This is a genomic window from Halanaeroarchaeum sp. HSR-CO (genome assembly GCF_024972755.1).
In the GTDB taxonomy this organism is placed as follows: domain Archaea; phylum Halobacteriota; class Halobacteria; order Halobacteriales; family Halobacteriaceae; genus Halanaeroarchaeum.
Genome location: NZ_CP087724.1, coordinates 2,567,511 through 2,585,287 on the forward strand (window position 1 = coordinate 2,567,511; position 17,777 = coordinate 2,585,287).

Sequence of the window (17,777 nt, forward strand, 5' to 3'; positions counted from 1 at the left end):
CCGGTTTCGGCCGCTCAGACCCGCTCGACGATCGTAGCGATGCCCTGTCCGAACCCGATGCACATCGTCGAGAGGCCGACATCCTGACCCGTTCTGTCGAGTTCGTGAACGAGTTTCGTGAGGAGGCCAGCCCCCGTCGCGCCGAGGGGATGCCCGTGTGCGATCGCCCCGCCGTTGACGTTCGTATCGGCCCAGTCCGCACCGGTCTCCTCCAGCCAGGCGAGGACGACCGAGGCGAAGGCCTCGTTGACCTCGAAGAGATCGACGTCGTCGATGGTCAGGTTCGTCTTCTCGAGGACGCCCGCCGTGGCCGGAATGGGGCCGGTCAGCATCGTGACCGGATCGACCCCGACGACCTCGGACTGGACGATGCGGGACAGTGGGTCCCATCCCATCGCCTCGGCCGTCTCGAGACTCGTCACGAGGAGCGCGCTCGCGCCGTCGACGATGCCCGAGGAGTTGCCAGCGTGGTGGACTCCCTCGCCTTCCTCGCGGAACGCCAACGGGAGTTTCTGCAGGTCGTCCTCAGTGGTCCCGGGTCGAGGATGACCGTCCCGCTCGACGGTGATGGGGTCGCCATCGAGAGTCGTCTCCACGGGAACGATCTGATCGTCGTAGTAACCGGCCTCCCAGGCGTCGGCCCACCGCTGCTGGGAATCGACCGCCAGTCCGTCGACGTCGGCCCGGGTGAACCCGTAGTCCTCCGCGATTCGTTCAGCCCCCTCGCCCTGGGACGTCGCTTCGTCGAAGTGCTCGAAGTAGGTGTCCGTCAGTGCGTGTTCGTCGATGACGCCCTGTTCTGCGTTCCCGTCGCTGCCCATCGGCACTCGCGTCATGTGCTCGACGCCACCGGCCACAACGACCTCGTGGAACCCAGCACGGATGGACGACGCGGCCCAGTTAACAGCCTGCTGGCCTGATCCACACATCCGATTCAACTGGACACCTGAGACGCCCTCCCCCCAGCCAGCGACCATGGGGGCGATTCGGCCGATGTTCAACCCCTGCTCGCCGACCGGCGTGACACAGCCAAGGACGACGTCCTCGATCAGTTCCGGATCGAATCCGACCCGTTCCTCGAGCGCCCGCAGCGGCTCGGCGGCGAGGTCCTGGGGATGGGTGTCCCTGAATCGGCCGTTCCGGTCGGCGAAGGGCGTCCGGACGGCGTCGACGATGACGGCTTCTCGCATATCACGCCTCTCGCCCGCAGCCATCTTGAAGGTGCGGCACGGGCCTGACGAGACAGAAGTCCTTTTTAGACGGGCACCGAGACCACGGATATGGACTACGAGCCACGGGCAATAGAGCGAACGTGGCAGTCCCGCTGGGCGGACGAGGGGCGCTACGAGGCGGACCCCGACGACGGGGACGCCACCTTCGTAACGGTGCCCTATCCGTACCCGAGCGGCGGCATGCACATCGGTCACGCTCGAACCTACACCGTCCCGGACGTGTACGCGCGATACCGGCGTCTCCAGGGCGATACCGTGCTGTTCCCCATCGCGTGGCACGTGACCGGGACGCCGATCATCGGCGCAGTCAACCGGCTCCAGGAACGCGAAGCCGAACAGCTCTCGGTACTCCGGGACACCTACGGCGTCCCCGAGGACGAACTCGTCGACCTCGAGACGCCGATGGGGTTCGCCCGCTACTTCATCGAGAATCACTACAAGAAGAACATGAAGGCGCTCGGTCTGAGCATCGACTGGCGCCGCGAGTTCACCACCAACGACGAGCGGTACTCGAAGTTCATCACCTGGCAGTACGAGACGCTCAGGGAGCGTGGCCGCCTCGAGAAGGGACTCCACCCCGTCAAATACTGCACCAACGAGGAGAACCCGGTCACCACTCACGACCTGCTCGAGGGCGAGGAGGCCGAGTTCCAGGAGTACACCCTCGTCAAGTTCCAGTCCGAGGAGGCCGTGATGCCGATGGCGACCCTCCGCCCGGAGACGGTCCACGGCGTGACCAACGCGTTCGTCAAACCCGACAGCGCCTACGTCAGAGCGACCGTCGACGACGAATCCTGGATCGTTTCCGAGGAAGCCGTCGAGAAGCTTCGCCTCCAGGAGCGTGCCGTGACCGTCGAGGAGACGTTCGACGGTGCCCAGCTCGTCGGGACGACCGTCACCAACCCCGTCACCGACGACGAGGTACTGATCCTCCCCGCCGACTTCGTGGACCCGGACAACGCGACCGGCGTCGTGATGTCAGTTCCCGCCCACAGCCCCGACGACTGGGTCGCCCTGGAGGCGGCGAAAGTTGACACGGACCGCCTTCGCGAGTACGACATCGACCCCGAAGTCGTCGCGGCCATCGAGCCACGGTCCATCATCGACGTGGATGGCTACGGCGAATACCCGGCCCGGGACGCCGTCGAGGAGTTCGGCATCGACGGGCAAGACGACCCCGCGCTCGAGGACGCCACACAGCAGGTCTACAATCGCGAGTTCCACGCCGGCCAGCTCAAGGACATGTACGGCGAGTACGCCGGGTCCATCGTCGAAGACGTCCGCGACGAACTCAAGGCGGACTTCGAATCGCAGGGCGACTTCGACGCGATGTACGAGTTTTCAGAGCAGGTCGTCTGTCGGTGTGGCGGCGACGTCGAGGTCGCCAAACAGGAGACCTGGTTCCTGCGCTACAACGACGAGGACTGGAAGGCGAAGACCCGCCGGATCGTCGACGAGATGGACGCCATCCCGGAGAACACTCGCGACCAGTTCTATCACACCATCGACTGGCTCAACGAGTGGCCCTGTATCCGGAACTACGGCCTGGGCACGCGATTGCCCTGGGACGACGACTTCGTCATCGAGCCCCTCTCGGACTCGACCATCTACATGTCCTACTACACCATCGCCCACCGGATCCAGGACGTGCCTCCCGAGGAGCTCACCCGCGAGTTCTTCGACGCCCTGTTCTACGGCGAGGACGCCGTCGAGGATCCACCAGCGCGCGCACTCGACCTTCGCGAGGAGTGGGACTTCTGGTACCCAGTGGACTACCGCTGCTCCGCGAACGACCTCATCTCGAACCATCTGACCTTCTATCTCTTCCACCATGCGGAGCTCTTCGACGAGCCAAGCTGGCCCCAGGGCGTCACCATCATGGGAATGGGACTGCTCGAAGGCGAGAAGATGTCCTCCTCGAAAGGACACGTCGTGTTGCCCTCGAACGCCATCGAGGAGTACGGCGCGGACACGGTGCGCTTTTTCCTCCTCAACTCGGCGGAGCCCTGGCAGGACTACGACTGGCGCGACGAGGAGGTCCAGGGTACCCAGGATCAACTCGCCAGTTTCTGGCGGCGAGCCCAGACGGTCATCGATCTGGACGCTCCCGGCGAACGTCCAGACCTGCGACGGATCGACCGGTGGCTCCTCTCGCGGCTCCAGCGAACGATCCGCGACGTCACCGAGGCGATGGACGGGTTCAGCACCCGTCACGCCAGCCAGGACGCCTTCTACCAGCTGGAAGAGGACCTGCGATGGTACCGCAAGCGTGCCGACCTCGACCGTCCGGGTGCGAAGTGGACCCGAACCGAGGTCCTCCGCACGCGCCTGCGGCTGCTCGCGCCCATCGTCCCCTTCCTGACTAACGAACTCCACGAACAGCTGGACGGCGTGCCCGTCGAGGACGCCGGCTGGCCGACGCCCGCGGCGGAGTTCGAATCCGAGCGGGTCGAACTGGAGGAGGAACTCGTCGAAGCCCTCGCGGACGATGTCCGGGACATCGTCGACGTCACCGAGACGGACCCCGACCACATCCAGGTGTTCACCGCTGCCGACTGGAAGCACACGGTCTTCGAGGAGGTCGTGGAGACCGGGACCGACGTCGGAGCGGTGATGGGGTCGGTGATGCAGTACGACGGGCTCCGCGAGCGTGGGAACGCCGTCAACGACCTGGTGCAGTCGCTGGTACAGGACGTGCGCGAGCGCTCGGACGAGGAACTGGCCGCACTGCTCGACATCGACGAGGCCGACGTCTACGAGTCAGCCGCCGGGTTCCTCGGCCGGGAGTTCGACGCGACGGTCGAGGTCGTCGCAGAGGGCGAGAGCGACGAGGAGAAGGCCGAGAGCGCCGAACCCTTCCGACCGGCGATCCTGCTGAGCTAACTCAGGTTGGCGAACAGGCGACGGAGCGGTGGCGGTGTTTACACCTGCAAAGGGCAAGCAGCGATGCCGCCCTATTCCCGGAACGGGCCGTCGCACTCCCGCCGTGTTCGTCCCGGGTCAGCTATCGAGGATACGCGTCGATGGCCGGGTTTCGGTATTTGAACCTTCGTGAAAACGAGAGCCAACCGTCGAGCGGCGAGCATTCGCGACCCGAGCGGTCCGTCAGGACCCGGGAGGGTCGCGATTCGCCGCGCCGAAGGCGCGGTCGCCGAGGACCCCCGTAGTGGGGTCCGACGGCGATTTTTCCCCACGTTTTTGCCGAGTGGGGTGGCGAAGCCACCCCACGCAGAGCAAAAAGTGGGTGTTAGACGCCCAGCAAGTCGAACTCGGTCCCGATGTCGTGTTCCTGTGCGTGTTCGTAGACGACGTGGGCCGCGGCGACGTCCTGGATGGCGAGGCCCGTGCTGTCGAAGACGGTGATACCGTCCTCGTCCGTCCGGCCAGCCGTCTCACCAGCGGCGACGGCACCGATCTCGCCGTACAGGTCGGCGTCGTCGAGGACGCCCTCGCTCCAGGGAACGTTGATCTCACCGGAGTGGGTACACTGCTCGTAGTTGTCGATGACGAGTTTGGCATCGAGGAGGAGCTCGTCGGCCAGTTCGTGCTTGCCCTCCGCGTCGGCACCCATGGCGTTGATATGGGTACGCTCGCCGACGTCCTCCAGCGAGACGATTGGCGATTCGACCGGCGTGACCGTCGAGAGGACGTCGCAGTGGCCGGCCTCGCTGACGGTGCCCTCCCGAACCGTGAACTCCTCGTCGTACTCGTCGATGAACGCCTGGACGGCCTCGGGGTCGACGTCCGAAACGACGACCTCTTCGATGTCCCGGACCTGTGAGATGGCCTCGAGCTGTGTGTGAGCCTGCTCCCCGGCCCCGATGATTCCGAGCGACCGCGCGTCTTCGACCGCGAGGTGGTCCGTCGCCACGCCCGCCGCGGCGCCTGTACGTTTCTTGGTGAGGACGGTCCCGTCCATGATGGCGAGTGGATAGGCAGTCTCCGGATCGCTGTAGATGACCGTTCCCATGACCGTCGGCAGGTCGTGATCGTCGGGATTGTCCGGGTGGACGTTGACCCACTTGATGCCGGCGGCGTCCCAGTCCGTCGCGTCGAGGTACGCGGGCATCGACCGGAAATCACCGTTGTACTGCGGCAGGTCGATGTACGATTTCGGCGGCATCTGCGCGTCCTCGCGAGCATAGGCGACGAAGGCGTCCTCGAGGGCGGCGATGAGTTCGGCCATCGGCATCTCTGCATCGACTTCCTGACTCGCGAGTAGTAGCGTGGAGCGGTCGTCCATACGGAGATGTCGGCACCTCTCCCACTTATAAGGCCGTCATTTTTGCCGGGACGAAGAGGGATAGATTCAGGGCAGCGCCTGCCCAATCGCCGCACATGGAGTACGTCGAAGAACCAGATCGAATCGTCGTCCGCATGGACCCAGGCGACCACGTGATGGAAGAACTCGACACCGTCCGCGAGGAGTGTGACCTCACCGGTGGATTCTTTTTCGGAATCGGCGCCATCGACGAGGTAACCCTCGGGCACTACGACGTGGAAGCCCAGGACTACAAGGAAGAGACCTTCGAGGAGGATTTCGAGGTCACGAGTTTCCTCGGAAACGTCGGCCCCGATAAGATCCACGCACATGTCCAGCTTGGAAAGCGTGATTTCACCACCATCGGAGGTCACTTCGCCGGCGGGCGGGTTTCTGGCACCTTCGAGGTCGTCGTGGTTCCGGTCGAGTCCGAGTTGACCCACCAGCTAGACGAACGGACCGGCCTGGACGTCTTCGACCTGGAGTGACCGGCCAAACACCACTGATTTTCGCCGACTGATCCATGTAGCGTCGCCGCTACGCCCCGAAAACGGGAGGGGGAGAGAAAGACGTTCGTGAACGGTTCGGTGCGGGAGAAGGGGTCGAGGGGGTGGGAGGGCGTGTGACCTGGGCCGAACTTACATTGCGCCGCCCATGCCGCCCATACCGCCCATGCCGCCCATACCGCCCATGCCGCCGCCCATGCCGCCGGCGCCGGGCGGGCCGCCTGCGTCGTCGTCATCGTCGCCGTCGACCTGACCGCCCTTGAGGTCGCCGGCCGCGATGACGTCGTCGATGCGGAGAATCATGACGGCCGCCTCGGTGGCGGATTCGATGGCCTGGGTTTTCACGCGGAGGGGCTCGACGACGCCCTCCTCCTTCATATCGATGATCTCGCCGGTGTAGGCGTCCAGACCGTTGGCGGTGTCGCCACCGTCGTGGGTGCTGCGCAGGTCGACCAGTGAGTCGATCGGGTCGTGACCCGCGTTCTCGGCGAGGGTGCGTGGGACGACCTCGAGGGCGTCCGCGAAGGACTCGACGGCCAGCTGCTCGCGCCCGCCGACCGAGTCGGCGAAGTCGCGGAGGTTACGGGCGAGCTCGGTCTCGGGGGCGCCGCCACCGGGGACGACCTTGCCGTCCTCCAGGGTGACACGAACCACGCCAAGGGAGTCCTCGATGGCTCGCTCGACCTCGTCGACCACGTGTTCGGTGCCGCCGCGGAGGATGAGGGTGACCGAGCGGGCCTCCTCGACGTCCTCGATGAAGATGCGCTCGTCGCCACCGATGTCCTTCTGGGCGACCGAGCCCGCGGTGCCGATGTCGTCTTCGGTGATGTCACGAGCGTTGGAGACCGCCGTCGCGCCGGTCGCCCGGGCGAGGGCCTTCATGTCGTCGCTTTTGACGCGGCGGGCGGCCAAAATGCCTTCCTGCGCGAGGAAGTGCTGGGCCATGTCGTCGATGCCGCCGTCGACGAAGACGACGTCCGTGTCAACTGCGACCAGTGCGTCGACCAGTTCGCGGAGCTGCTGTTCTTCGCGCTCGAGGAACTCCTCGAGCTGGTCGGGGTCGGTGACGTTGACCTCCGTGTCGATCTCGGTCTCGGCGACCTCGAGTCCGTCGTCGATCAGCGCGACGTTGGCGTCCTCGGCAGCGTAGGGCATGTTCTCGTCGACGCGCGTCTTGTCGACGATGACGCCTTCGACGAGTTCGGATTCGTCGATGGAGCCGCCGACGACCTTCTCGACGCTCACGTTGTCGGTGTCGATGCCGTCCTCGTCGGCGACCGACTGGACGGCCTTCACGACGAGGTCCGAGAGGGTGTTCTTCGCGCTCTCTGCGCCCTTGCCGGTCATCGCCGTCGCGGCGATCTGTTCGAGGTACTCGGCGTCGTCGGCCGAGATGTCGATGGCGATCTCCTCGAGGAAGTCTTTGGCCTCCTCGGCGGCCTGGCGGTACCCCTGGGCGAGCGTGGTCGCGTGGATGTCCTGTTCGAGCAGGTCCTCGGCCTCCGAGAGGAGTTCACCGGAGAGGATGACGGCCGTGGTGGTGCCGTCGCCGACTTCGTTCTCCTGGGTCTCGGCGACCTCGACGATCATGTTGGCCGCCGGGTGCTCGATGTCCATCTCCTTGAGGATGGTGACGCCGTCGTTCGTGACAACGACGTTGCCCGTCGAGTCGACGAGCATCTTGTCCATTCCTTTGGGTCCGAGTGTGGTCCGGACCGCTTCGGCGACGGCCTTTCCGGCCGTGATGTTCATCGACTGCGCGTCCTTTCCTGAGGTTCGCTGGGAGTCGTCGGAGAGTACGATAAGGGGCTGATTACCCATCTGCTGTGCCATAGTCACCGGTGATTGTTTGTCGTTCTATATAAACATTGTGTTGGGCGGTGAATGTGGCGGCCAGAACCGCCGGAACGTGTGCATGTGAACACCTCACAGTACCGCTTTAAACGGGGAGCCTTCGTCGTCGACTAGAGTTTTGGTCGTGTCGAGACACTATCGTGTATGGACACCCGCACTGTTGCCCTCCTCGTCGTCGCGGTGGTCTTCGGCATCCTCGTCGGGGCCGCCGGGGCCACCGCCCTCCAGGACGACATCCAGTCCGACCAGGAACCACAATTGGGCGAAGATCCGGCGTACTACTTCAGTGCCGGAACGACGCGGGCTGCCGATGCCGCCGAGAACCCCGATGCGGGCTGGGTCCACGAGGTACAGACCGACGACGTGATCGTCGTCACCGGAAATGCGACGGTCCGCCACCCCGCGAACACGTCGGTCGACCTGGAGATTCGGGCTGCGGGCCGTGACGATTACGTGATTCAACTGGCCACCGAACCCACGAACGAGACGAAGGCGTCGAGTCCACAGGTCTCTGACGTTCAGTGGGGAACGTCGATTCCGAAGGACTACGGCTCGATCGAACTGCGGGCCGGCGACGACCGAATCCGCATCATCGAGAACGACGAAGCGACGACGCCCCGATTGTTCTCGCTCCCCAATCCGATCGACCTACAAGAGTGACATCGGTCCGCGAAGATTCCGTCGCACTCAGCCGCTGTACTCGTGGTATTCCATCCCCTGGTGTTTGAGTTCCTCGACACGCTTGCGTTCGAGGAACGAGTAGACGGCCCCGTGGGGCGCGCCATCGAGGATCATCTCGGCCGCCGATCGGACCACGTCGACCTCCTTCGGGGAGCCGATGATCCCCATCGTCGACCCGTAGATGACGACCTTCGCGCCGGTGAGTTCCTCCATGAGCTCTCGGGTCCGCCCGTTCTCGCCGATGAGACGGCCCTTCTTCCGCCGGAGGTCGTTGTCGTTGCGAGCAACCCGACCCACGTCGATGATGTCCAGCATCCGCATCTCGTCGTCGAGCAACGTCAGCGCGTCCTCAGGGGGAAAGCCACGACCGATGGCCTCCACGATATCCGTGGCCTTCATCCCCAGCAGTGGATCGCCGGTCTGTTCGACGGCGACCGCGCCGTTCTCCGAGTCGACGTCGAGTTGCACCTCGGCCGCGTGTTCGATGCGGCGAAGCGTCTCCCCGCCGTCACCGATGAGCACGCCGATGCGCTCCTGCGGAATCTTCACGTGTTGCATGCGACGGAATACTCGTTCAGCCCGTTTAAGAGTTGTTCGACGCGAATGGCACCCACTGGCGCCCCCTCACTCGCCCTCGGGTGATGCGTTCTCGCGGAGGTACGTGCACAGCGAGTCGCCGTCCACGTCGACGTCGAGCCGGGAGAAGAAGGCTGCGACGTTCCGGCAATCGCGTTCGAGGAAGTCCTCGGCGTTCGGATGATGGACGGTGACCGCCTGTCCCACGTCGATGAGGACGAGTTCGCCCTCGTAGACCACGATGTTGTACTCCGAGAGGTCACCGTGGATCAGTCCCGCGCTGTAGAGGCGTCGCATGTACTCCCGAACCACTTCGAAGGCCGTCTCGGGATTCTCGACCGCGACGTCGTGAAGGGTCGGGGCGTGGTCGTCTTCCTCCCCGATGAGTTCCATCACGAGCACGTTCCGTTCGACGGCGATCGGTTCGGGCACACGGACCCCCGCCGCCCGAGCCCGCTTTAGGTTCGAGTACTCCTTTTGAGTCCACGTCAGCACCACCGACTTCTTGTCGCCGCGGATGCCCTCGAAGCGCGGATCACCTTCGAGATAGTCGCGCATCTGCCGGAAGTTGCTCGAGTTGATTCGGTAGATCTTGACCGCCACGTCGGTATCCTCCGGTCCCAGTGCCTCGTAGACGTTCGCCTCCTTCCCCGTCGAGATGGGGCCGCCGAACGCGACGATGTGGCCGTCCTGAACCAGTTTGTAGATGGCCGCGTAGGTCGCCTCGTCGAAGACGCCCTCCTCGAGTTTGAGATCCTCGGCGTCCTTGATTCGCTCGCGGAACTGCGAGAATTCGCGGTCACGTTTCCTGGCGATCCTGTCGGCCTCGGTATCGGTGACGTCGATCTCCTCCCACTCGTCACCCGGGGGCCCAGCCGGGTCGTCGAGGAGATCGTCGTCGGCCATCGATTACTGGATGTGTCCTTCGTCTCTGAGCTGGTCGGCGTCGGCCTTCTCGTACCGCCAGACGATGTCCGCCTTCTCGTCCTGCCAGTCCCAGGGCTCGACGAGGACGACGTCGTCCTCGCGGATCCAGATGCGTTTTTGCATCCGCCCCGGGATGCGGGCGGTCCGCTCCTTGCCATCCGCACAACGGACCTTCACGCGGTTCGCTCCCAGCATGTTCTCGACGACGGCGAAGACCTCGTCCTCGTCGGGCATCCGAAGGTCCTTTCGGCCGCCTTCGTTTGCTGTCATACCCTGGGGTTGCGCATCGAACGGTTTAAACCCCTTCGTCGTCGGACGCTGGCCCCGGACCGAAATCCGTTTGCCGGCGGACTCGTCAGGAGGAGACGTGCTCCAGAAGCTCGGACCACTCGGCGTACTCGGGGTAGTATTGCTCCTCGCAGGGATCGGCGTGACGGCCTACGCGAACCCGGTCGTGGGGGCCGGTATTGCGCTCATCGTCGCCGGGATGGGACTGCTCGTCAAGCGGGGTGTGGACCAGGTAATGGGCCTCTTCGGGATGTGAGAACCGCGTCTGTCGACGTGATAGCTGCCCTATTCCCCTGCCCGAAACGCCTGTAGGCGTTCTCGCCCTGGCTCGATGAGTCGGTCGAGATACTCGGCCAGCGCGCCCTTGGCGTCCGCCGGGTGGAGTTCCCCACCCTCGAGATCCTCGGCCAGGGCGTCGAAGTCGTCGTACTCCAGGTCGCCACCGTACTCGTCCGGACGTTCGACGACCACCGTCTCGAACCGCGGGAAGACGTGATACTGGAACAGTTCGAGGACCGGGTTCACTTTGTCGCCCTCCGGGTCCCGTGTCGGCGGGCAGAAGGCGTCGTTGACCTTCTCGGCGATAGCATCGCGGTCGTCCTCCATCGAGATGGTGATTCCCTCGCTCGAGGACATCTTGCCCTCGCCGGTCGTGAGGTCGCCCAGGATGGGCGTATGGAGCGCCGGTCGGACGTCGTACCCCAGACTCGGCAGTTCCTCGCGGGCCAGCATGTGGACCTTCCGCTGGTCCAGGCCCCCCACCGCCAGGTCGAGGTCGAGGTACTCGATGTCGAGCGCCTGCATCAGCGGGTAGACGACGTGGGAGACCTTGGCCGTCTCTCCGCTCTGGATCTCGGCCATCGCTCGCTGGGCCCTGTTCAGCGTGGTCTCGAGCTCTATCGCGTGGAGATCGAGGACGTACTCCTCGTCGAGCTGGTAGGAGGAGCCGTAGACGAACTCCGTCTGTTCCTCGTCGAGGCCGTACGCGAGGAACTGGGCGCGCATCTGCTCGGCCGTCTCCCGGATCTCATCGAAGGTCCCCTTGCCGTTGAGGTAGGCGTGGACGTCCGCCAGGAGGACGACGACCTCGAAGCCGGCGTCCTGCAGATCGATGAGTTTGTTCGCGGTGAGGAGGTGGCCGAGATGGAGGACCCCCGAGGGCTCGTACCCGACGTAGGCTCGCTTTCCCTCGGGATCCTCGGCGAGTGCCGCCACTTCCTCGGCCGTCACCACCTCCTCGGCGTTCCGCGTGACCAGCTCGAAGGTATCCATACCCCGAGAGAGTGGGGGCGCGACAAAATGGCTTCTGATACTCACAGGGGTGACGAGGGTTCATATACAGAGACCGGTCCAGGCCCGCACATCGTGGACTGATCGACGCGGGACGAACACGGCGGGAGTGCGGTGCACCGTCTCGCGATGAGCGGAGTGGTCGATGGCGACCAACCGGCTCGCGGCTCGCTACCGCTCGCCGCTCGCCCATTCGGTGACGCCTGACGGCGCCACCCGGCTCACGGGTCGCTACCGCTCGCGGGCCACAGGCCCGCTCGTGAGTACCGCGGACCTCCGGTCCGCGCTCTCGCCGCTCGCCCATTCGGTGACGCCTGACGGCGCCACTCGGCTCACGGGTCGCTAGCGCTCCCCCTTCGCTCGTATCGCGATGCCCTTTGGGCATCGCGCGCACCGCCTGCACGCCACACCCACCGAGAGCCGTCAGTCCCGGTCCGCCCGGTGCTCCGAGATGATCGCGTCGACCATCTCCGCGTTCTGCTCTCGCTTGCGCTCCTCGGCCCGACGCTCCCACGCAGCGATGGCCTCCTCGACGTCCGTCTCTCGTGCGACGGCCAGTTCGTCGACCTCCTGGATGGTGATGTCGTCGGCCGGCGCGACCGGTATCTCGTGTTCGAAGAGCACCTGGTCCGCCACGTCGGAGAGGCCGCCGCCGTTGCGGACGACCAGCCGTGGCTCGTACTCGACGAGTTGCTCGGCGGTCCGGCGGCCAGCACCGCTGGCGTCCCGCAGGAAGACCACGTCGCCACGGGCGATGCCGTACTCCTCGTCGGTCGTCTGAAGAGCGGCGAGCGAGAACTTCTCGACCGGCTTGACCGAGACGAGGTCGCCGTCCGTGTCCACGTCGGCGAAGTTCGAGTGATCGAGCTTCCAGAGCGATTTGAGCCGTTCGAGTTTCGTCTCGAGTTCGTCCGCCCGGCGTCGTTCCTCGTCGAGTTCGGCCTCGAGCGAGTCGTTCTTCCAGCGGAGGTGTGAGACCTCTCGGCGGGTTCGCGCCTCCCGACGCTCCTCCCGGCGGGCGGCCGACAGCTCCGCCTCGTACTCCTCGATGTCGGCCTCTTTGGCGTCGAGTTCGTCCTCGAGATCGGAGACGTAGGACTGGAGGCGTTCGACCTGCGTTTCGAGGTCCCGTATCCGCCGCTCCTCGTCGGTCAACTCCCGAGGCTCGTGTTCGCCGGACGATTCGGTCGGCGTCTGGTCCTCGGTCAGATCGTCGACGACGGCCTCTGCGGTCACCCCATCGCGGAGCACCCTGGCCACGACGGTCTCGTGGTCGACGTCACGGGGCACCTTCCGGATGACGCGTTCTATCTGCTCTGCGTGGTCGTCGTGGGCGAACAGCGCCGCTGACACCGCGTCCCGTTCGTGGTCGTTGTCGTACCCCACGTCACGCGTCCGGTGGAGTTTCTCGTCGACCGGCAGGTCGGACTCCGGGACCCATCGGGCGGCGTTGAAGCTCCGGCGGATCTTCTCGACGGTCTCCGGCATCGGCGTGACGTCGGCCGCGACGACGACCGGCCGGCCGTGCTCGATGATCCACTCGATGACGGCCGCCGTATCCGCCGTTCGGGAACTCCAGACGTCGAGGACCCGGCCATCGAGACTCACGAGTCCGAGGCCGGTCGTGGTACCGGGATCGACGCCGACGAGGACGGCGTCCCGACGAGTGGCGAGTGGTCGGAATTCGATGCCGTCCCGGCGGACCGGTTCGATCTCGATCCGCGTGTCGCCGGACCGGTGTTCGGAGACGGGAATGTCGGCGACCGGTGCCTGGACGGTGAAGACGGCGTTCGAGAAACCACCGTACTTCTCGGTCGCGTCGCGCTCGTACTGGAGACCGGCCGATTCGAGTTCGTCCTCGACTTCGCGAGTCGTTCGCTTGACCGCGCCGTGGATACGCCGGGTGAATCGGTCCTCGCTCCAGCCACCCTTTCCGGTGGAGCGACCCCGAGCGACCTTCACCGTGGTCTCGTCGGTGAACGCCGACACCTCGTACCCGACGTTACGAGCGGCGAGCTTGGCGGCAGCCTCGGCCTCCTTCATAGGCTCTTTCGCGTAGTCGACGCCGTGGCGGTCGGCAACTCGTGAGAGGGGCTCCGGCCGTTCGTCGCCGGTGACCTGGACGAGTTTCGTCTCGGCCGGGAGACGGCGGAGGAGATGGACGAGGTCGTCCTTGTTCGCCGCCAGTTCGTACATGTTGTCCGTCGCGACGATCGACGGCTCCCGGTCCGCGACCGAGCGGAGGAGCTTCCGCCGCGAGACGACGTCCCGGTCGACGGACTCCCCGTCGAAGACGCACAGGGCGTAGGAGGGGGCGTCGCCGCGAACGTCACCGCTCTGAACGTCGACGCCGTAGACCAGGGCGTCGAGTGCCCGAGTACGGGAATTCACGGGGACAGCTAGCGGGTTCGCGAATATAAATTCGGCCCTGGTTGTCTCACGTTCTCACGACGTAGAAAAGGTGGATTCATTGTGGACGATGGTTAACGTACTCAACACGGGTGACTATGAAAGGTGCTGGCACGATCGAGACGGCCGTCGCGCGGGCGGGCGACCGCCCGATTCTCCCGGACGGCTCAGTCGGGCGGAATATTCTGCCCATCGTCCCGAGAGTGGCCAGGTGCCGGGTGACCGATCACCAGATCATCAGACCATGACACGAGAATGGAACATTGTCGTCTGCGTCAAGCAGGTACCCGACGCCGACGACGTCTCTATCGACCCGGAGACGGGTACGCTGAATCGATCGGACGCGGCAGCCGTCCTGAACAAACCGGATTACAACGCCATCGAGTCGGCGCTCACGCTCAAAGAGCAGGTCGGCGGAACCGTCACGGCCGTCACGATGGGGCCGCCGTTCGCGGTCGCCGTCCTCGAGACGGCGGTCGCGCTGGGCGCCGACGACGGCGTCCTCCTCACCGACCGGGCGTTCGGTGGCTCGGACACGTGGCCGACCAGCCTCGCGCTGGCAGCCATCGCCGAGGAACTCGAGGCCGACGTCGTCATCTGTGGCGAGGAGAGCACCGATTCATCGACGGGACAGGTGCCGCCAGGCATCGCTGCCCACAACGGCTGGGCACAGCTGACCTATGTCGAAGAACTCGAGCCCGCGCCCGAGGACGAGGAGCTGATCGCCACCCGTGACATCGAGGGAGGCCACGAGCGGATCGCCGCCTCGCTGCCGGTCGTCGTCGCCATGGAGTTCGGCGCCAATCAGCCACGGGTCGCCGGTCTCCACCGGAAGATCTACGCCGAGACGGACTTCGAACCCGAGGAGTACTCCGCGAGCGACCTCGGCATCGAGGACAAAGTGGGGCTGGCCAACTCGCCGACCTCGGTCGGCGGTATGGACACGGCCGATCCGGTTCCCCGCAAGAAGGAGATGGTCGAGGACGCAGACGACCTCTTCGAAGCACTCGAAGAGGAGGGGTTGGTCTAGATGCCCGCCGACGTCGATCCGGACGACTACGAGGACGTCTGGGTGTTCATCGAACAGCACGACGGCGAGGTCGCGAAGGTGTCCTGGGAACTCCTCGCCGAGGGGCGGAAGCTCGCGGACAAGAAGGGCGAGCGGCTCGTCGCCCTACTGATGGGCGACGACGTGGACGAGATCGCCGAGGAGGCCATCGTCCGTGGCGCCGATCACGTACTCGTCGCCGACGACCCGGTCTTCGAACCGTACCGAGCGGGCCCGTATGGCGCCCAGTTCGCCGCGCTCGTCGAAGAACGTAATCCTGACATCGCGCTCATCGGTGGGACCCACACCGGCCGCGACTTCGCCGGTCGCGTCGCCGTCCCGACCTACGCCGGGCTCACGGCGGACTGTACGGAACTCGAGATCGAAGAGGATAGCCACCTCCTGCTCGCGAAGCGGCCGACTTTCGGCGGCGACGCGATGGCGACGATCAAGTGTACGACCAACCGGCCACAGATGGCGACAGTCCGTGCAGGGGTCTTCGATCCAGCCGAGCGCGACGAATCGCGCGAGGGCGAGATCGAACACGTCGAAGTCGTCGTCGGCGGCGAGGACGACGCCTTTACCCGGATCATCGAGCGCGTCGTCAGCGACGTCGTGGACATTACCGACGCGGAGATCGTGGTGGCCGGCGGCTACGGCACCGAGGGCAACTTCTCAGTCATCGAGGAGCTGGCGGACGCGCTCGGCGGCGAGGTCGCCGCCACACGCGAGGCCGTCGAAGAGGGGTGGGCAGAGCCGGCCCGCCAGGTCGGTCAGACCGGGAAGACGGTCCGACCCCGACTCTACATTGCTGCGGGTATCTCGGGGGCCATCCAGCACCTCGAGGGCATGAACGACTCCGAGACGGTCATCGCGATCAACTCGGACGAGAACGCACCGATCTTCGAGAATGCCGACTACGGCATCGTCGGCGACCTCTTCGAAGTGCTGCCCGCCCTCGCGGAGAAGGTTCGCGAAGCGAAGGGCGAGGAGGTGGCATCTGATGACTGAGACACCGAACTACGACAACGAGTACGACGCGATCGTGGTCGGCGCCGGTCCGGCCGGCTCCGCCGCGGCGCTCACGATGGCAAAGCAGGACCTGGACGTCATCATGATCGAACGGGGCGCGTACCCCGGCGCGAAGAACGTCTTCGGCGGGGTGCTGTTCACCCCGACCATCCGTGAACTCGTCGACGACTTCTCCGAGGCGCCGGTCGAGCGGTACGTCGCCGAGAAGAAGTTCTCGATGCTCTCGAACGAGGACGAGACGGCCCTGTCGATGAAACCCGGCTCCTGGCACGAGGAGCCACACAACGACTCGTTCACCATTCTGCGCGGGGACTTCGACGAGTGGTTCGCCGACCAGGCCGTCGAGGCCGGCGCGACCCTCATCACAGAGACCACCGTGCTCGACGTGATCCGCGAGGGTGACGACGAGCACAGCCAGATCATCGGCGTCGAGACCGACCGACCTGACGGCCGACTCCTGGCACCCGTCACCGTGCTTGCCGAAGGGGCGAACTCCCTCGTCAGCGAGGGGGCGGGACTCAAGGAAACCTCGGACGCGAAAGACGTTGCCGTCGCCGCGAAGGAGGTTCGCAAATACGACCGCGACACCATCGAGGAGCGGTTCAACCTCCACGACGAGGACGGTGTCGCGTATCATTACTTCGGCGAGGGCGCCGTCCCCGAGGGCTTCGGTGGCGCGTATATCTACACCAACAAGCGTACCATCTCCATCGGGCTGGCGTACTCCATTTCGGACGCCCGCAGCAACCCGAAAAAGCCCGACGAGATCCTCAACGAGTTCAAGAACCACCCGGCCGTCGCGCCGTTGGTTCGGGGCGGGCGGCTCATCGAGTACTCCGCCCACGCCATCCCCGAGGGCGGCTACGACGACGTCCCCGACCTGGTCCACAACGGCGCGGTCCTGGTCGGCGACACCGCCGGGCTCGTGTTGAACAACGGCGTTCATCTCGAGGGCACCAACATGGCGGCCGAGAGCGGCTATCACGCCGCCAACGCCATCGCGGATGCCATCGACCGCGGGCGAGCCGACGAGGCCGCCCTCTCGCAGTATCCGGAGGACCTGGAGAACTCCTTCGTGATGCAGAACCTCGAGAACTACAGCTGGTTCCAGGACCTCATCGGCCAGGAAGAGGAGTTCCTCTTCGAGAAACTCCCGACGGCCATCGCCGAAGCGGAAAAAGAGTACTTCCGCATGGACAAAGAGCCGAAAGAGTCACACGCGAAGAAAGCCAAGGATATCGTACTCCAGGCGGCAGGCGGCTATATCGGCGCTGCCAAACGGGCCTGGAAATTCAGGAGGCTCCTGTCATGAGCGCCAATCCCAAGACACCGGACGTCGAGAACGCGAGCATCGAGGACCGCCTCTATGCCAACAAGTACACCGACCACGAGGAGAGCCACCTCGACGTCAAAGTCGAGGGGTTCTGCGAGGACCGGTGTGACACCTACGATTGCGTGTCGGTCTGTCCCGCCAACGTCTGGCGGAACGAGGGCGACGAGGACGGCGTCCCGATGATCGCCTACGAGAACTGCCTCGAGTGTGGCAGTTGCCGCTGGGCCTGCCAGTACGACAACGTGGTCTGGGAGTGGCCGGAGAACGGTACCGGCATGACCTACAAGTACGGGTAAGCCGGCGTATTCTTCGTTCTTACACGCTGGGAATCGCGTTTTCG

The 17,777-nt window shown here is 65.2% G+C and carries 17 protein-coding genes; 9 read left to right on the plus strand and 8 right to left on the minus strand.

The window, feature by feature from the left end; all coding sequences use genetic code 11:
• Positions 1-14 precede the first annotated feature (14 nt).
• Entirely contained in the window at positions 15-1,190 is a 1,176-nt protein-coding gene (locus tag HSRCO_RS13425; protein ID WP_259518148.1) for a thiolase family protein, read from the minus strand.
• Positions 1,191-1,280: 90 nt separating this feature from the next.
• On the opposite strand from HSRCO_RS13425, the gene leuS reads away from it, so the two are divergent.
• Positions 1,281-4,115 (plus strand): leucine--tRNA ligase, encoded by a 2,835-nt coding sequence (leuS, locus tag HSRCO_RS13430; protein WP_259518149.1) that lies wholly within the window; start codon positions 1,281-1,283, stop codon positions 4,113-4,115.
• Positions 4,116-4,479: 364 nt separating this feature from the next.
• On the opposite strand, the gene HSRCO_RS13435 is transcribed toward leuS, so the two are convergent.
• Positions 4,480-5,475 (minus strand): ornithine cyclodeaminase family protein, encoded by a 996-nt coding sequence (locus HSRCO_RS13435; RefSeq protein ID WP_259518150.1) that lies wholly within the window; start codon positions 5,473-5,475, stop codon positions 4,480-4,482.
• A 95-nt stretch (positions 5,476-5,570) separates the two neighbouring features.
• On the opposite strand from HSRCO_RS13435, the gene HSRCO_RS13440 reads away from it, so the two are divergent.
• Positions 5,571-5,981, plus strand: a complete 411-nt coding sequence (locus HSRCO_RS13440; protein WP_259518151.1) for a PPC domain-containing DNA-binding protein — start codon at positions 5,571-5,573, stop codon at positions 5,979-5,981.
• A gap of 150 nt (positions 5,982-6,131) precedes the next feature.
• On the opposite strand, the gene thsA is transcribed toward HSRCO_RS13440, so the two are convergent.
• Positions 6,132-7,820 (minus strand): thermosome subunit alpha, encoded by a 1,689-nt coding sequence (gene thsA / locus HSRCO_RS13445; protein WP_259519807.1) that lies wholly within the window; start codon positions 7,818-7,820, stop codon positions 6,132-6,134.
• Positions 7,821-7,997: 177 nt separating this feature from the next.
• Here thsA and HSRCO_RS13450 point away from each other — a divergent pair, with 177 nt between their 5' ends.
• On the plus strand, positions 7,998-8,513 hold the full coding sequence (locus tag HSRCO_RS13450; RefSeq protein ID WP_259518152.1) for a hypothetical protein: 516 nt from the start codon (positions 7,998-8,000) through the stop codon (positions 8,511-8,513).
• 27 nt (positions 8,514-8,540) lie between these two features.
• Here the strand turns inward: HSRCO_RS13450 and HSRCO_RS13455 are convergent, their stop codons facing one another.
• The 3 genes from HSRCO_RS13455 to eif1A form a co-directional block, all read right to left on the minus strand.
• Positions 8,541-9,092 (minus strand): pre-rRNA-processing protein PNO1, encoded by a 552-nt coding sequence (locus tag HSRCO_RS13455; RefSeq protein ID WP_259518153.1) that lies wholly within the window; start codon positions 9,090-9,092, stop codon positions 8,541-8,543.
• Positions 9,093-9,158: 66 nt separating this feature from the next.
• Positions 9,159-10,016: a serine/threonine-protein kinase Rio1 gene (gene rio1, locus HSRCO_RS13460; RefSeq protein WP_259518154.1), complete on the minus strand. Its 858-nt coding sequence runs from the start codon at positions 10,014-10,016 to the stop codon at positions 9,159-9,161.
• A gap of 3 nt (positions 10,017-10,019) precedes the next feature.
• A complete protein-coding gene (gene eif1A, locus HSRCO_RS13465; protein ID WP_259518155.1) occupies positions 10,020-10,307 on the minus strand; it encodes a translation initiation factor eIF-1A in 288 nt (95 codons plus the stop codon).
• A 97-nt stretch (positions 10,308-10,404) separates the two neighbouring features.
• Between eif1A and HSRCO_RS13470 the strand changes: the two genes are divergently transcribed.
• Positions 10,405-10,581, plus strand: a complete 177-nt coding sequence (locus tag HSRCO_RS13470) for a hypothetical protein (protein ID WP_259518156.1) — start codon at positions 10,405-10,407, stop codon at positions 10,579-10,581.
• A gap of 29 nt (positions 10,582-10,610) precedes the next feature.
• On the opposite strand, the gene HSRCO_RS13475 is transcribed toward HSRCO_RS13470, so the two are convergent.
• Positions 10,611-11,597: a tyrosine--tRNA ligase gene (locus HSRCO_RS13475; protein ID WP_259518157.1), complete on the minus strand. Its 987-nt coding sequence runs from the start codon at positions 11,595-11,597 to the stop codon at positions 10,611-10,613.
• 163 nt (positions 11,598-11,760) lie between these two features.
• Between HSRCO_RS13475 and HSRCO_RS13480 the strand changes: the two genes are divergently transcribed.
• Positions 11,761-11,961, plus strand: a complete 201-nt coding sequence (locus tag HSRCO_RS13480) for a hypothetical protein (RefSeq protein WP_259518158.1) — start codon at positions 11,761-11,763, stop codon at positions 11,959-11,961.
• 77 nt (positions 11,962-12,038) lie between these two features.
• On the opposite strand, the gene HSRCO_RS13485 is transcribed toward HSRCO_RS13480, so the two are convergent.
• Positions 12,039-14,006, minus strand: a complete 1,968-nt coding sequence (locus HSRCO_RS13485; RefSeq protein ID WP_259518159.1) for a DUF460 domain-containing protein — start codon at positions 14,004-14,006, stop codon at positions 12,039-12,041.
• 262 nt (positions 14,007-14,268) lie between these two features.
• On the opposite strand from HSRCO_RS13485, the gene HSRCO_RS13490 reads away from it, so the two are divergent.
• Genes HSRCO_RS13490 through HSRCO_RS13505 form a run of 4 tightly spaced genes read left to right on the plus strand, consistent with a single transcriptional unit; the run spans position 14,269 to position 17,733 of the window.
• Positions 14,269-15,054, plus strand: a complete 786-nt coding sequence (locus tag HSRCO_RS13490; protein ID WP_259518160.1) for an electron transfer flavoprotein subunit beta/FixA family protein — start codon at positions 14,269-14,271, stop codon at positions 15,052-15,054.
• On the plus strand, positions 15,055-16,083 hold the full coding sequence (locus HSRCO_RS13495) for an electron transfer flavoprotein subunit alpha/FixB family protein (protein ID WP_259518161.1): 1,029 nt from the start codon (positions 15,055-15,057) through the stop codon (positions 16,081-16,083).
• On the plus strand, positions 16,076-17,416 hold the full coding sequence (locus HSRCO_RS13500; RefSeq protein ID WP_259518162.1) for an FAD-dependent oxidoreductase: 1,341 nt from the start codon (positions 16,076-16,078) through the stop codon (positions 17,414-17,416). The genes HSRCO_RS13495 and HSRCO_RS13500 overlap by 8 nt, the downstream gene beginning before the upstream one ends.
• Positions 17,413-17,733, plus strand: a complete 321-nt coding sequence (locus HSRCO_RS13505) for a ferredoxin family protein (protein ID WP_259518163.1) — start codon at positions 17,413-17,415, stop codon at positions 17,731-17,733. Before HSRCO_RS13500 ends, HSRCO_RS13505 begins: the two co-directional genes overlap by 4 nt.
• The last annotated feature ends 44 nt before the right edge of the window (positions 17,734-17,777 follow it).

Coding starts and splice junctions, on each gene's coding strand:
- HSRCO_RS13425 (WP_259518148.1), bottom strand. CDS start 1,190: ATGCGAGAAGCCGTCATCGTCGACGCCGTCCGGACGCCCTTCGCCGAC.
- leuS (WP_259518149.1), top strand. CDS start 1,281: ATGGACTACGAGCCACGGGCAATAGAGCGAACGTGGCAGTCCCGCTGG.
- HSRCO_RS13435 (WP_259518150.1), bottom strand. CDS start 5,475: ATGGACGACCGCTCCACGCTACTACTCGCGAGTCAGGAAGTCGATGCA.
- HSRCO_RS13440 (WP_259518151.1), top strand. CDS start 5,571: ATGGAGTACGTCGAAGAACCAGATCGAATCGTCGTCCGCATGGACCCA.
- thsA (WP_259519807.1), bottom strand. CDS start 7,820: ATGGGTAATCAGCCCCTTATCGTACTCTCCGACGACTCCCAGCGAACC.
- HSRCO_RS13450 (WP_259518152.1), top strand. CDS start 7,998: ATGGACACCCGCACTGTTGCCCTCCTCGTCGTCGCGGTGGTCTTCGGC.
- HSRCO_RS13455 (WP_259518153.1), bottom strand. CDS start 9,092: ATGCAACACGTGAAGATTCCGCAGGAGCGCATCGGCGTGCTCATCGGT.
- rio1 (WP_259518154.1), bottom strand. CDS start 10,016: ATGGCCGACGACGATCTCCTCGACGACCCGGCTGGGCCCCCGGGTGAC.
- eif1A (WP_259518155.1), bottom strand. CDS start 10,307: ATGACAGCAAACGAAGGCGGCCGAAAGGACCTTCGGATGCCCGACGAG.
- HSRCO_RS13475 (WP_259518157.1), bottom strand. CDS start 11,597: ATGGATACCTTCGAGCTGGTCACGCGGAACGCCGAGGAGGTGGTGACG.
- HSRCO_RS13480 (WP_259518158.1), top strand. CDS start 11,761: ATGGCGACCAACCGGCTCGCGGCTCGCTACCGCTCGCCGCTCGCCCAT.
- HSRCO_RS13490 (WP_259518160.1), top strand. CDS start 14,269: ATGACACGAGAATGGAACATTGTCGTCTGCGTCAAGCAGGTACCCGAC.
- HSRCO_RS13495 (WP_259518161.1), top strand. CDS start 15,055: ATGCCCGCCGACGTCGATCCGGACGACTACGAGGACGTCTGGGTGTTC.
- HSRCO_RS13500 (WP_259518162.1), top strand. CDS start 16,076: ATGACTGAGACACCGAACTACGACAACGAGTACGACGCGATCGTGGTC.
- HSRCO_RS13505 (WP_259518163.1), top strand. CDS start 17,413: ATGAGCGCCAATCCCAAGACACCGGACGTCGAGAACGCGAGCATCGAG.